Origin of the sequence: Streptomyces sp. NPDC058198, from assembly GCF_042882605.1 — a bacterium.
GTDB lineage: Bacteria > Actinomycetota > Actinomycetes > Streptomycetales > Streptomycetaceae > Streptomyces.
Genome location: NZ_JBHVVP010000010.1, coordinates 79,181 through 93,017 on the forward strand (window position 1 = coordinate 79,181; position 13,837 = coordinate 93,017).

Genomic DNA, 13,837 nt, shown 5'->3' on the forward strand with positions numbered 1-13,837 from the left:
GAACGCTTGTGCACCCCCGCAGTCCCGCCCCCGTCGGCACCCTGTCGTCCCACCCCGTACGGAGAGACATGTCCGGAGCGATATCCGAGCCCGCCGAGGCCCCGCACCCCCGTTTCCTCGTCGCCGTCCTGGCGTTCTGCGGTGTCGTCGTGGCCGTCATGCAGACGCTCGTCGTCCCCCTCCTGCCGCATATCCCCGCCCTCACCGGAGCCACTCCCACCGCCGCCAGCTGGCTGGTCACCATCACCCTGCTCACCGGAGCCATCTGCACCCCCGTGCTCGGGCGGGCCGGCGACATGTACGGCAAACGCAGGGTGCTCTTCGCCTCGCTCGGGGTGCTGGTCGCCGGCTCCGTGCTGTGCGCCGTCAGCTCCCACATCGGCGTGCTCATCGCCGGACGCGCCCTCCAGGGCGCCGCGCTCGCCGTCGTACCGCTGGGCATCAGCATCATGCGGGACGAGCTGCCGCCCGAGCGCGTGCTGCCCTCGATCGCGTTGATGAGCTCGACGCTGGGCATCGGCGCGGCCGTCGGGCTGCCCGTCGCCGCCCTGGTCGTCGAGCACTTCGACTGGCACACCATGTTCTGGGCCTCGGCCGGGCTCGGTCTGCTCGACATCGTGCTCGTCCTGCTCTGCGTCCCCGAGTCGCCGCTGCGCACCCGCGGCCGCTTCGACGTCCTCGGTGCGCTCGGCCTCTCCGCGGCGCTGGTCAGTCTGCTGCTGGCGGTCACCCAGGGCGGCGACTGGGGCTGGACGTCCCCCCGTACCCTCGGACTTCTCGTTCTCGCCGTGGTGATCGCACTGGTCTGGGGCCGCTACGAGCTGCGCGTCACCACCCCGATGGTCGATCTGCGGGTGTCCGCGCGGCCCGCGGTGCTGCTGACGAACATCGCCGCCCTGCTCATCGGCTTCGCCTTCTACGCCAACTCCCTGACCACCGCGCAGATGGTGCAGGAACCCACGAGCACCGGCTACGGCCTCGGTGCGTCCATCGTCGTCAGCGGACTGTGCCTGCTGCCCGGCGGACTCTCGATGGTCGCGCTGTCGCCGGTGTCCGCCAGGATCTCCGCCACGTACGGACCCAAGACCGCCCTGGCGCTCGCCTCGGCCATCCTGGCCGTCGGCTATGTGGTGCGCTTCTTCACCAGCCACCAGCTCTGGACCATCATCCTCGGCGCCACGATCGTCGCCGCGGGCACCGCCATCGCCTACTCCGCGCTGCCGGCGCTGGTGATGCGCGGGGTGCCGGTCAGTGAGACCGGCGCGGCCAACGGTCTCAACACCCTGATGCGGTCGGTCGGACAGGCCTTCTGCAGTGCGGCCGTCGCCGCCGTCCTCACCCAGGTCACCTTCCAGGCCGGCGGACGTACGGCGCCCACCCTCCACGCCTATCTGCTGGTCTTCCTCATCGCGGCGGGCGCGGCGCTCCTCGCGCTGGCCGTCACGCTGTGTCTGCCGGCTCAGCGGTCCCGGAAGACCGGTACCGTCGGGCGGGATCTGACGACGTCGCTCGCCCAGGAGGGCGCATGAACGGGCAGGCAACTGACGGGATCGCCGGCGCGGGGGCCGGCGCCGACACGGGTACGGGACGTGACGCGATCCTGCGCGCCGCGCGGCGCGCGTTCGCCTTCCGCCCCTATGCCGAGGTGACCATGCGGGGCATCGCCGCCGACGCGGGCGTGAGCGCCTCGCTCATCGTCAAGCACTTCGGTACGAAGGAAGAGCTGTTCAACACCGTCGCCGACTTCGGCCCCGCGTCCGATCAGCTCTTCGCCGCGCCGCTCGACACCCTCGGCCGGCATCTGGTGCTCACCGTGGTGCGCAGCCGCCGCGAGCAGCAGGGGGATCCGCTGCTGCGCGTCGTCTTCTCCCTGGGAAACGACGACGAACGCACCCTGCTGCGCGAACGCTTCCATGAGCAGGTTACCCAGCGACTGGCCGCGCAGCTGCCCGGCCGGGAGCGCACCCTGCGGGCCGAGCTGATCGCCGGCCAGCTCCTCGGGCTCGGCGCCACCCTCAGCCTGCACCGCGCGGGCGCCGGCGCGGCGGCCACGCCGGAGCATCTGGCCGACCTGTACGCGCCCGCGCTCCAGCGCCTGGTCACCGGCTGACGGCCGGCCGGGGTCAGCGGGTCAGCAGCAACTCGGTGTTGCGGTCCGCCGACTTGCCCGCCGGGGCGGTGGTGGAGCCCGGCGCGTTGTGCGACAACTCCCGGTAGAGCGCGGCGAGACCGGTCTGCGAGAGATCTCGGAAATCGGTGCGGTGCGGCGCGGCGGACTCGATCAGCGTGGTGAACAGGGACAGGGTGCCGTCCCCGTTGTCGGTGATCTCGATGACCCGGGCGAGCTGCGGGAAGTCGATGTGCGAAGCGGTGGAGATCTCCCAGAAACCGCCGTGCGGGAGGATCGAGTTGCGGTGGCTGTGCCCGTTCACCCAGGCCAGCACATTGCGGTGCTGCTCGAGCAGCGCGACGACCTCATCACCGTTGTGCCGGGCCTCGCCGGGGTGGGCGGGGTCGGGGTGGGTGTTGGTCATCGTCCAGCTGTTGTGGTGGCTGAAGACGACGACGTATCCGTCCCGGAGTTCCTTGAGCGTCCGCTTCAGCCAGTTCAGCTGGGCCGTGCCGAGCGAGCCGGTGAAGTGCCCGGCGCGGTCGGTGGTGTCGAGGCTGATGCCGGTGATGTTCTCCCCCATGGGGAAGGTGTAGTAGAGCGTGTCGCTGTCGAGATTGGCGGACGTGTAGCCATGGCCGGCCGGACCGGCTCCGGCACGCGCGGGGTCGAGGTGCGCGGTCAGATACTCACGCGGGCCGAACGGCGCCCGGCCGGGGTCGGGGGTGATCGAGCGCATCGAGCGCTTCGAGTGGCGCAGCAGCTCGACCAGCTCGGTGCCGGCAGGACTGCTGCCCTTCGACAGGATCTTCAGCAGCTTCTTGGCCTCGGCGTCGGGGACGCCGTACAACTTCCGTGCCCCGACGGCGAATTCCGCGAGGAAACCGGACCGGTCCGCGAGGGCGCCGCTGGCCAGGCTGTCGTGGTTGCCGACCGTCGAGTACCACGGGATCCGCAGCCCCGGGCTGTTCACGGAGCTGATCGCGGCGGCCAGGAATCCGTCGATACGGGGGTAGCCGAGCTGCTTGTCGGTGTCGCGGCGGGCGTCCTCCGGGTGCCAGAACAGCCGCTCGCCGGAGTTCTGCACGCCCTCGTACTGCCGGTGGTCGCCGGTGTTGGGGGTGATGCGGCCGCCGCTCATCACGGTGAGGAACCAGTCCAGTTCCGCCCGGGAGTTGTTGTCGGTGTTGTCGCCGGTCGTCACGGCGAAGGACAGCGGAGCCCCGGTCGCGGGCCCCGCCGTCAGGGCGTTGATCTGCTCGATGAGCGCCACCGCGCCCGGCACCGTGAGGGCCTCCTGCGGACGCCACCCCGAGAGCTGCTGAGAGCGCAGATACTCGGTGCGCACCGGGTGCTGGACATCCACCAGATGCAGATCCGTGAGCTGGACGAAGGAGCTGAGTACGGTACGCCGGTCGGCGCGCCCGACCCGGGGGGCCGCGAGCCGTTCCCGTACGACCCTGCGCCAGCCGGGGCCGTCACCGAGCCGCCGGAAGGCCGCCGAGGTGTCGCGCGGCGCGGCGACCGACTCCAGCGTCGTACGGGCGGGCACGGCGCGGGTGGGCGTGGGGGAGGCCGGGGTGCGGGGGTCCGGCGCCGTGGGCGCGGCGGGCCTCCCGGGAGCGGCGGCGGCCTGTCCGGAACCGCCGCCCGCGCCGAGCGCCAGCCCGATTCCGGCCGAAACGCCGACCGCTCCGGTCGCGGTGAGGAAGGAGCGGCGATCGACAGCGGTGACTGCGGAGCGTATGCGTGTCATGGTCCGGTCTCCCGAGTGCGAGCGCATCAGCGAGCGCGCCTGGGGACGGCCCCCTGGCTGCACTTCGATGGTCGGCACCGGGCGTGGCCTGCGCGTGAACGACGTTCCAACGGCCAACACCGATCACCACACAGGGATCACTCGCGACGGCCAACCGTCGCCGGACCCTCGTCCGCGCGACCGGAGGTGGTCACTCACCGTTCACCCTCGCGGGAAGACGCCCCACCCGTCCCACGCGTCCGTCCACCCGTGCGCTTGCCCGTCCCGATACATGGCCGATGACCTTGCGCCACATGGTCCGGGGTTTTGTTAGATGTGTTGACGAATTGCGGACGGTGCGCCAGCATCGCAGCGACTTTCCGCAGAGCTGACCGCCTCTGCCAAGGCCAGTACAGGGAGAGCGACGCATGTCGACCCGTACCGCACCGCTGTCCGTCCACAACCCCGGAACAGGCGAACGTCTCGGTGAGGTCGAGGACTTCACCTCCGACCGCATAGCCGGCGCCCTCGCCGCCGCCGCACACGGGCAGCGCGCCATGGCCGCGCTGCCCGCCCATGAACGCGCCCACCTGCTGTTACGCGTGGCCGACGTGATCGAGGCCGAGAGCGACGGCCTGGCCCGGCTGCTCGCGGCCGAGAACGGCAAGCCCCTCTTCCAGACGGTCGAGGAGGTCAAGGCCGCCGTACGGATCTTCCGCGGGTTCGCCGGCGAGGCGACCCGGCTGTTCGGCCGGCAGATCCCGCTCGGCGCCGTGCCCGGCCTGGAGCGCCACCTCGCCGTCACCGTCCGGGAGCCGCTGGGCCCGGTCGCCGCGCTGGTGCCCTTCAACTACCCGGTCGAGCTGTACGCCCACAAGGCCGCCGCCGCGCTCGCCGCGGGCAACGCCGTCCTGGTCCACCCGCCCGCGCGCTGCCCGCTCGCCCTGGTGCGGATCGGTGAACTCGTCGCGCGGGCCGGACTCCCGGACGGCGCCCACCAGTTGCTCACCGGCGGCGTGCACATCTCCCAGGAGCTCGCCACCCGTCCCGGGGCCGCCGCCGTCAGTCTCACCGGCAGCACCCTCGCCGGACGCGAGATCGCCCGCCGCGCCGCCGACACCTTGAAGAAGGTCCACCTCGAACTCGGCGGCAATGACGCGCTGATCGTCTGCGACGACGCCGATGTGGAGGAGGCCGCCAACGCCGTCGTCCTCGGCCGGCTCGCGCGCGGCAACGGCCAGATCTGCTGCGCGGTGAAGCGGGTGTACGTCCAGGACGGCGTGCACGACGCCTTTGTGGACGCCCTGCTGGCGGGCGCCGCCAAGCTCACCGTGGGCGACCAGCTGGCCGACGGCACCGACGTGGGTCCGCTGATCAGCGAGGAGGCGGCCGAGCGCGTCGAGGCGGCGGTCGCCGCCCTGGTCGCCGACGGCGCGCGCAAGGCGGCCGGGGGAGCGCGGCGCGGCGCCTTCAGCGACCCCGCCGTCCTCGTCGACGTACCTGCGGACAGCCCGGCGCTCGCCGAGGAGATCTTCGGCCCCGTCGCGCCCGTCGCCCGGTTCAGCGATCCGCTGGACGCCGTACGGATGGCCAACGCGTCCCCGTACGGACTGCAGGCGGCCGTCTTCACCCGCGACATCCAGCGCGCCTTCACCCTCGCGGGCCGCCTCGAGGTCGGCGGTGTGATCATCAACGGCTCCACCGCCCTGCGCGCCGAGAACCTGCCCTTCGGCGGGCCGAAGGACACCGGCGGCTCCGCCGAGGGCCTGCACGACACGGCCCTGGAGTTCACCCGGCAGAAGACCATCGTGGTGATGGAGGCCTTCGGGTGAGCAGCGCAACCCGGACCGACCGCACGGCCCGCACGGACCGCACGGCCCTGGAGATACGCGGGGTGCGTAAGGCGTACGGCTCCACCGAGGTACTGCACGGCGTGGATCTGACCGGCCGGGCCGGAGAGGTGCTCGCCGTGGTGGGCGCCAACGGGGCGGGCAAGTCCACGCTGATCAAGATCCTGGCCGGCGCCGAGCACATGAGCGCCGGGGAGCTGAGGATCGACGGTGAGCGCGTCGAGCTGCGCTCACCGCACGACGCCCATGTCCATGGCATCCGTACCGTCCACCAGGAACTGACCCTCGTACCCGAGCTGTCGGTCACCGAGAACCTCCTCATGGGCCACTTCCCACGGCGGTTCGGCGGCCTGATCGACTGGCGGGCCGCCCATGCCCGCGCCCGCGACCTGCTGGAATCCATCGGTTACGGCGCCATCGACCCGCGGACGAAGGCGGGCCGGCTCACCGTGGCCAGGCAGCAGATGGCCGAGATCGCCAAGGCGCTGGTGACCGAGGGCGGCGAGCCGAGGGTCCTGGTCCTCGACGAGCCCTCCGCGGTGCTCGCCGGGAGCGATCTGGAGGCGCTGTTCGCGCTCATCCGCAGGCTCCAGGAGCGCGGTGTGCTCATCGTGTACGTCTCGCACCGCCTCGCCGAGGTCACGGAACTGGCCACCTCGATCGTGGTGATCAAGGACGGTCGGGTGGTCGCCGAGACCACGCCCGAGCGCACCGACGAGAACGAACTCATCCGGCTGATGGCGGGCAGACGGCCGGGCCAGCTCTACCCCGGCCGCCGCCAGGACCCCGGCGAGCCGCTGCTCACCGTCGAGGGGCTGGACCGCCCCGGGGAGTTCAGGGACGTCTCCTTCACCCTGCGGGCCGGGGAGATCACCGGCCTGTTCGGACTGGTCGGCTCGGGCCGCAGCGAGCTGGCGCGCTGTGTCTTCGGCGCCGAGCCCGCGCGCTCGGGAAGCGTCAGAACGGCCGGCGGCGACGCCGAGCGTTTCCGCACCCCGCGCGAGGCCATCGCCGCCGGACTCGCTCTGGTCACCGAGGACCGCAAGCGCACCGGACTGGTGCTCGGACTGACCACCGCGGAGAACATCGGCCTCACCACGCTCCGTACCACCACCCGCGGCCCCCTGCTGGACACGGGCCGGCGCCGGCGTGATGTCACCGCGATGGCCGAGCAGTTGGACATCCGCCCCGCGCACGCGGCGAAGCTTCCCGTACGCGCCCTCAGCGGCGGCAACCAGCAGAAGGCCGTGCTCGCCAAATGGCTGCTCACCGGGCCGCGCGTGCTGCTCCTGGACGAGCCCACCCGGGGGGTGGACATGGCCACCCGCGCCGAGATCTACCGGATGCTCGACGAACTCGCCCGCGGCGGCCTGGCCGTGCTGCTCATCTCCTCCGACCTCACCGAGGTACTGGGCGCCACCGACCGGGTGCTGGTGATGCACGAGGGCCGGATCGCCGCCGACCTCCCCTCGGACCGTACGACCGAGGACACCGTCCTCGCCCACGCGATCGGACACGCCGCATGACCGACCCGCTCACCAAAGCCGGAACCACTGAGCCCGGAACCACTGAGCCCGCAACGACTGAGCCCGGACCGGCCGGGACCTCATCCGCCGGGACCGGATCCGCCGAGACCGCTCCCGCCGGCCGGCGGCTGCCCCGGCTGACCGTGGCCGGCCGTGATCTCACCCTGGAGGCCGGGCTCGCCGCGCTGCTCATCGCCTTCATAGTGATCGCCGGATCGACCACGGACGCCTTCCTCACCGAAGGCAACATCACCAATCTGCTCAAACAGATGGTCACCACGGGTCTGCTGGCCTTCGGGATGCTCACCGTGATCCTCACCGGCGGCATCGACCTCTCCGTCGGCTCGGTGGTCGCCTTCTCCGGCATCGTGGCCGCCGGTCTGTCCGCGGGGCTGCCCGTGCCGCTCGCCATGCTGATCGGCCTGGCGTCCGGGGTGGGGTTCGGCCTGGTCAACGGGGCGCTGGTGGCACGCTTCCAGCTGGCGCCGTTCGTGGTGACCCTGGCCGCGCTCACCACCATCCGGGGGCTCGCCTTCGTCTACTCCGAGACACCCGTCGCGCCCGAGAAGGAAGGCTTCTTCGAACTCGGCTCCGCGGTGCTCGGCCCGCTGCCCGTCTCCACCTTGATCATGCTGGCGGTCTTCCTGGCCGGCGGGATCTTCCTCAGCCGCACCCCGGCGGGACGGTCGCTGGTGGCGATCGGCGGCAGCGCGGAGACCGTGCGGCTGGCCGGTATCGGGGTCCGCCGCCATATCGTGCTCGCCTATGCGATCAGCGGCGCCTGCGCGGGTCTCGCGGGTGTCATCCTCGCCAGCCGGGTCGGTATCGCCCAGCCCAGCGTCGGCACCGCCTTCGAACTCGACGCCATCGCCGCCTGTGTGATCGGCGGGGCCAGTCTGGCGGGCGGCAAGGGGTCGGTACGGGCCACCTTCGCCGGCGTTCTCGTACTCGCCCTGATCAACAACCTGCTGAACCTGTACGACGTCCAGAGCTTCTGGCAGCAGGTGCTCAAGGGCCTGATCATCGTCGCCGTCATCCTCGTCCAGCGCACCGGCCGGTTCCGTACGGCCATCGGCGCGTCGAACCCCGGAAAGGTCAAGTTGTCATGATCATGAAAAGAGTATCCGGTGTGCTGGTGACCGGAGCCCTCGCCGCGGCCCTGGCCGGCTGCTCCTCCGACGGCGGCAGCGGTGGCGGAGGTGCGGGAGACGGTTCGTACACCGTCGGCATCGCCAACTTCACCCTCAGCGGGCCCTACTTCAACGGCATGGACCGGGCCATCAAGGCGCGGGCGAAGGAGAAGGGCGTCGAGACCGTCAGCACGGACGCGGGCGGCGACGCCGCCAAGCTCGCCTCCAACGTCGAGGACCTGCTGAGCAAGGACGTCGACGCCGTGATCATCTCCGGCGGCCCGCTGGAGTCCGCGCCCGCGGTCCTCAACTCCCTCAAGGCGGCCGGCAAGCCGGCGGTGCTGGTCGACCGTAAGTTCCGCACGGGTACGTACAGCAGCTGGATCGGCCCCGACAACGAGGCGATCGGCAAGCAGAACGGCGAGTACCTGGTGGGGCGGCTGCCCCAGGGCGGCACGGTGGCGCTGGTCAAGGGCGGCCCTGCCGACAACAGCATCGGCCAGGCCCGTACGAACGGGGTGAAGGCGGCCCTGGAGAACGCCCCCGGCATCACGCTCGTCGAGGCCCCCGACTTCGGCAACTGGAGCTCCGACGGCGGACTGAACGTGATGGAGAGCCTGCTCGCCTCGCACGCCGACATCGACGCCGTCTTCTGCGAGAACGACGCCATGTGCCTGGGCGCCCAGCGCGCGATCAAGGACGCGGGCCGCGACGACAAGATCGTGCTGGCGGGCGTCGACGGGCAGGCCGAAGCGCTCAAGGCCATCCTCGACGGAACCAATTACCTGGTCACCGGCCTGAACGACGCCGATGTGATCGGCAGCCTCGGGCTGGACAGGACCGTGGACATCCTCGACGGCAAGAAGACCGAGAAGGACACGGTCGTCCCCTCACCACGTGTCACCAAGGAGAACGCGGAGAAGTACTACGACCCGAAGGGCATCTTCTGATGAACCGCACCCCCACGGGCCGCACCCATGTGCGGCCGCGGAGAAATCACCACTACGCGCTGGCGGGCCTCGTCTGCGGCGCACTCGTCCTGCCGCTGACCCTCGGCACGGCGTCCGCCGCCCCGGACACGGAGGCCGCCGGGCAGAGCGCCGGGCAGCCGGCGAAGGACAAGAACCCGAAGGCGGCCTGGCGCCTGCTGCACTCCGAGGACTTCTCCAGGACGCTCGACCCGGGCCACGCCGCCTGGACTCGGGAGACGTACAACCAGCCGTTCGACACGATCATGGACGACAACGGGAAGTGGTACCGCAACGACTACGGGAGCGCCTGGGACACGGCGTTCGACTCCTTCGCCACCTACCGCAAAGAGTTCAAGGTCGGTGACGGCGGCTGGCTCACCGCCTCGCTGTCCGCGCGCGACTGGAACAAGGACGGCCGGATCGAGAAGCCGCCGTCCATCACCAACGGCACGGCGGGCGGCAAGACCGTCGCCCAGCTGAAGGTCCCCGACCACACCGGCGGCGCCATCTTCCGCCCCACCGGGCAGCTCCCCGACCAGTACCGCATCGAATACCGCCTCAAGACCATCGACTTCGGCGGCAAGCGCAACGGCACGATCGACTACGACAACCGGACCAACGGCTACAGCAAGGACGGCTGCAAGACGCAGCACCCGTGGGGCGAGGGCTCCAACAGCCCGGGATGGGAGGGTGACGCGGCGGCGCCGTACTGCGAATGGCAGGACGTACGCGAGGGCAACTACGGCTACAACGGCTTCCACTATCTCTCGATCGTCGACTTCGCGAACCCCGCCCCGCGCAACAACCACTTCTGGCACTACCGCCGCAAGGTGCTGATGGACTCCTTCGCCCAGCACCCCGACCGGGTCGGCACCGGTACGGGCGGCCGGGTCTGCAACTCCAACGGCAACACGTACTACGACTACAAGGACAGCAGCTTCAACACCGTCAACATGTGGATCAGCGGACTGCCGAACTGGACGCCGGGCAAGGGCGGCCTGGCGGGCAACTCCCAGTGGTTCATGACCAGTTGCTCCGGCGGGGTCGCCGAGCAGCAGCTGTCCTCGGCGGCGGAGCTGCAACCCGAGCTGATGCCGAACCAGGACTACGTCTTCGCCATCGAGCGCGATGCCACCGGCTACACGCTGGAGGCCAGCGGCAACTTCGCCCGCGCCGGCCAGAAGACGCTGCGCTTCCACCGGAACTTCGTCGTCAACAACCAGCCGATCTGGCACTACAACGTCAAGCCGGGCGAGTACGACGGCCGCTTCAACAACGCCCTCGTACAGAACGACAACAACGGCAGCTCGACCTGGCCCGACCAGTGGCCGGCGGGCTCCGCGTACCCGGACTCCTTCGTGATCGGAGACCTGTACACCAATGTGTACGAGGGGAGCGCGAGCCTGACGGACATCAAGCTGTTCGTGCCCGCGACCAAGAAGTAGCGCGCCAGGTCGCATAGGTCGCGGGGACGGGGGAAGGCGCATCTTCGACCCGAGCTCGCGGCCTTCCCCCTCAGCCGCCCGAGCTCCCCGGCCCCACCGGCACACCCCCCTCCGCCGGTGGGGCCGCCTTCGTTCAGCCGACGGTGATCGCGGCCAGGATCACGCACGACCAGGATCACGTACGAACAGGATCAGGCACGACCAGGATCACGTACGAACAGGATCAGGCACGACCAGGATCACGCCCTGCCAGGATCACGACAGGGTGATCACGACCGGGCCTCCGCCGGGGTCGGCTCGGTCGATCCAGTCGGCTGCGGCGTACAGCGGTCGGTTCGGTACCGCTCCCCGGCGCAGTGGCTGCCGGTGCAGTAGCCGTCCGTCCTGGCTGACGACCAGGACCGATGACCGGCCGGCCGGGCGTGCCGTGCGCAGCGTGAACCGGCCCAGGGGTGGGCGTGGGCCGCGCGGGTCGATGCGGTTCGGCGCGACCCATCGCAGGGGCGCGTCGACCTCCACCGGTACCTGGCCGCCCGGCCACCCCCCGTCCGCCAGATAGCGGAGCACCGGCCCCGCGACGAGCCGGCCCTCCCTGGCGGCGGTGCCCGCGGGTTCGACGGCGTGCAGCAGGTTGCCGACCGCGAAGACCCCGGGCGCGGCCGTACGGAACGCGGTGTCGACCGCCGGGCCCCGGGTGCCCCGGTCGAGGGCGATCCCGCCCAGCCTGACCAGTTCGTGGTCGGGGATCCAGTCACCGGTGAACACGACCGTGTCGCAGGGGACGGTCGTCGTCCTGCCGTCGCCGCGGCGGAGCGCGACACCGGAGAGCCGGCCACGGCCGAGCAGTTCTGTCACGGTCGTCCCGGTGAGCAGCGGGATCCGCTGCCGCAGCCGGGCGCCGGCCCCCGATGCCCAGGACGACTGGTGGCGCGGCTGGTCGGTGACCATCGCGACGACCTCGACTCCCGCGTTGCGCAGGGTGCGCGCCGCGGAGTAGCTGACGGGTTCCGCGCCGACCACGACGGCCCGCAGGCCGACCCGCTGATGGTGCAGATGGACGGCCTGCTGCAGCTCGCCGGTGGTGAACACCCCGGCCGGCCGGGTTCCCGGCACCAGCCGTGCGGCGCGCGGGCGTTCGCGGGCGCCGGTGGCGAGCACGACCGCCCCGGCCGTGAGGCGTTCCAGCCCCTCCGGGCTGGTGGTGTCCACGGCGAGCGGGCCCGGGACACCCGGCCCCGGGTGTCCCGGTGCGAACGGGCCCCGCGCAGCGGCCCCCCACGCCCCGGGACGGCCGGGGCCACGGGTGGGCGGGTCCGCCCAGCCGGTGACGGAGACACCGGTGCGCACGGCCGCGCCCGCTCCGGTCGCCAGATCGCACCAGTGCCGGGCGTACGCCGGGCCACTCATGGGGCGTCGCAGGTCACGCAGCCCGAAACCGGAGTGGTAGCAGTGGCGTGGAATGCCCCCGGCCTGCTCCTCTCGCTCGACGACCTCGACCGTCCCCGCGCCGGCGGCGGCCAGCCGGGCGGCCGCCGCCAGACCGGCCGGGCCCGCGCCGATCACCAGCACATCGACCGTACGCTCGCGCCGGTCGGGATCCGGGACGGGCAGTCCGTCCCGGCTCGTCGTCGCGCTCATGGTCCGACCTCCGGCCGCAGGGGTGGGTCGCCGCCGTCGGGCGCGAACAGGGCGCGCACGGCGGGGCCGCAGTAGAAGCCCTGGCACCGGCCGCCCCGCGCGCGGGTACGCCGCCGCAGCCCTTCGAGCGAGGCGGGCGGCACGGTACTGGCGAGGGCGTCGCGGATCTCCCCTCGGGAGACCCGTTCACAATGGCAGACGATCCTGCCGTACTCCGGGTCGGCGGCGATCAGATCGGCGCGTTCGTAGGGGCGCGGGAACGCCTCGCCGAGGTTCGGCATCCGTACGGGTTCGAGGTCACCCGGCGCTCCCAGCTCCTGGCCCGCCTCGGCCAGCAGTTCCACGACATGGGCGGCGATGGCCATCGACGCGGTCAGCCCCGTCGAGCGGATGCCGCCCACCGTGACGTACCGCTGGCCGGTATGAGCGCGAATCCGGTAGTCGTCCTCCTCGGTGGCGGCGCGCAGCCCGGCGTAGACGGCGGTGACCTCCTCGTCGAGCAGCTCCGGCATGATCCGTCCGCCCTTTTCCCGAAGGAAGGCCAGCCCCCGCGCGGAGGAGCCGGTGGCCGTTCTGTCGTCCAGGTCCTCGGCGGTCGGGCCGAGCATCACATTGCCGTACACCGTCGGTGCCACCAGCACCCCCTTGCCGACCGCGGTGGGCACCGGCAGCAGAATGTGCCGGACCAGCTCGCGGGCGAGCTTGTCGAAGACCATGAGCTGACCGCGCCGGGGCGTCACGGTGAAGTCGGCGTGGCCGAGCCACCGGTCGATCTCGTCGGCGTAGAGACCGGCGGCGTTGATGAGCGTGTGCGTGCGCAACGGTCCACGCACGGTGGTGAGGTGATGGGGAGAGCCGCTCACGGCGTTCTCCACCCGGCAGTTGAGATGCAGATCGGCGCCGCCCCTGACGGCCTGTGTGGCGTACGCGAGCGTCGTCGTCCATGGGCAGATGACGCTCTCGCCGGGCACCTCGAGCGCGCCGAGCGCGCCGGGACCGAGGCGCGGCTCGCGGGAGTACAGCTCCTCCGCGCCGATGATCCGCGTCTCGTGGTAGCCATTGCGCTCGGCCTTCTCCACCAGCTTGGGCAGCGCGGCCAGTTGCTCGTCGTCCCAGGCCACGAGCAGCGCGCCGAGCGGCTCGACCGGGATACCGGTCTCCTCGGCGTAGTCGGCCAGCCGCCGCTGTCCCTCGCGCACGAGCCGGGACTCCAGCGACCCCGGCACGGCATCGAAACCGGTGTGCAGAATCGCCGTGTTGGCCTTCGACGTACCGTCGCCGACATCGCCCGAGGCCTCGGCCACCGCGATACGCAGCGGATACCGGGTCAGTTCGCGCGCGATGGCCGTACCGACCACCCCCGCGCCGATGACGACGACGTCGTACACCTCGTCCGGCAGATCTCCCGCGGTCGTGACAGTCATCGTGCTCC

10 protein-coding genes are annotated in these 13,837 nt (G+C 71.4%); 7 read left to right on the forward strand and 3 right to left on the reverse strand.

Going from position 1 to position 13,837, the window contains the following annotated elements:
* The first annotated feature begins 68 nt into the window (after window positions 1-68).
* The gene (locus tag ACFVWW_RS26905) at window positions 69-1,529 is read left to right on the forward strand and encodes an MFS transporter (protein ID WP_386878081.1); all 1,461 of its coding nucleotides are present in this window, start codon (window positions 69-71) and stop codon (window positions 1,527-1,529) included.
* Window positions 1,526-2,110 carry a TetR family transcriptional regulator gene (locus tag ACFVWW_RS26910; RefSeq protein WP_384330723.1) on the forward strand — a complete coding sequence of 195 codons (585 nt, stop codon included), beginning with the start codon at window positions 1,526-1,528 and terminating at the stop codon, window positions 2,108-2,110. The genes ACFVWW_RS26905 and ACFVWW_RS26910 overlap by 4 nt, the downstream gene beginning before the upstream one ends.
* A gap of 13 nt (window positions 2,111-2,123) precedes the next feature.
* Here the strand turns inward: ACFVWW_RS26910 and ACFVWW_RS26915 are convergent, their stop codons facing one another.
* Window positions 2,124-3,866, reverse strand: coding sequence for a TIGR03767 family metallophosphoesterase (locus ACFVWW_RS26915; RefSeq protein ID WP_386878082.1), 1,743 nt, complete (start codon window positions 3,864-3,866; stop codon window positions 2,124-2,126).
* 407 nt (window positions 3,867-4,273) lie between these two features.
* Here ACFVWW_RS26915 and ACFVWW_RS26920 point away from each other — a divergent pair, with 407 nt between their 5' ends.
* From ACFVWW_RS26920 to ACFVWW_RS26940, 5 genes are read left to right on the forward strand one after another with little or no spacing between them, the layout of a single operon-like run.
* Window positions 4,274-5,677, forward strand: coding sequence for an aldehyde dehydrogenase family protein (locus ACFVWW_RS26920; protein WP_386878083.1), 1,404 nt, complete (start codon window positions 4,274-4,276; stop codon window positions 5,675-5,677).
* On the forward strand, window positions 5,674-7,221 hold the full coding sequence (locus tag ACFVWW_RS26925; protein ID WP_384330732.1) for a sugar ABC transporter ATP-binding protein: 1,548 nt from the start codon (window positions 5,674-5,676) through the stop codon (window positions 7,219-7,221). The genes ACFVWW_RS26920 and ACFVWW_RS26925 overlap by 4 nt, the downstream gene beginning before the upstream one ends.
* Window positions 7,218-8,330, forward strand: coding sequence for an ABC transporter permease (locus ACFVWW_RS26930; protein WP_386878084.1), 1,113 nt, complete (start codon window positions 7,218-7,220; stop codon window positions 8,328-8,330). Before ACFVWW_RS26925 ends, ACFVWW_RS26930 begins: the two co-directional genes overlap by 4 nt.
* 2 nt (window positions 8,331-8,332) lie before the next feature.
* Window positions 8,333-9,301, forward strand: coding sequence for a substrate-binding domain-containing protein (locus ACFVWW_RS26935; protein WP_384330738.1), 969 nt, complete (start codon window positions 8,333-8,335; stop codon window positions 9,299-9,301).
* Window positions 9,301-10,767 carry a mucin-5B gene (locus ACFVWW_RS26940; RefSeq protein ID WP_384192430.1) on the forward strand — a complete coding sequence of 489 codons (1,467 nt, stop codon included), beginning with the start codon at window positions 9,301-9,303 and terminating at the stop codon, window positions 10,765-10,767. Before ACFVWW_RS26935 ends, ACFVWW_RS26940 begins: the two co-directional genes overlap by 1 nt.
* A 255-nt stretch (window positions 10,768-11,022) precedes the next feature.
* Here ACFVWW_RS26940 and ACFVWW_RS26945 read toward each other — a convergent pair whose 3' ends face one another.
* Window positions 11,023-12,405 (reverse strand): NAD(P)/FAD-dependent oxidoreductase, encoded by a 1,383-nt coding sequence (locus tag ACFVWW_RS26945; protein WP_386878085.1) that lies wholly within the window; start codon window positions 12,403-12,405, stop codon window positions 11,023-11,025.
* Window positions 12,402-13,829 (reverse strand): FAD-dependent oxidoreductase, encoded by a 1,428-nt coding sequence (locus ACFVWW_RS26950; protein WP_386878086.1) that lies wholly within the window; start codon window positions 13,827-13,829, stop codon window positions 12,402-12,404. Before ACFVWW_RS26950 ends, ACFVWW_RS26945 begins: the two co-directional genes overlap by 4 nt.
* Window positions 13,830-13,837 lie beyond the last annotated feature (8 nt).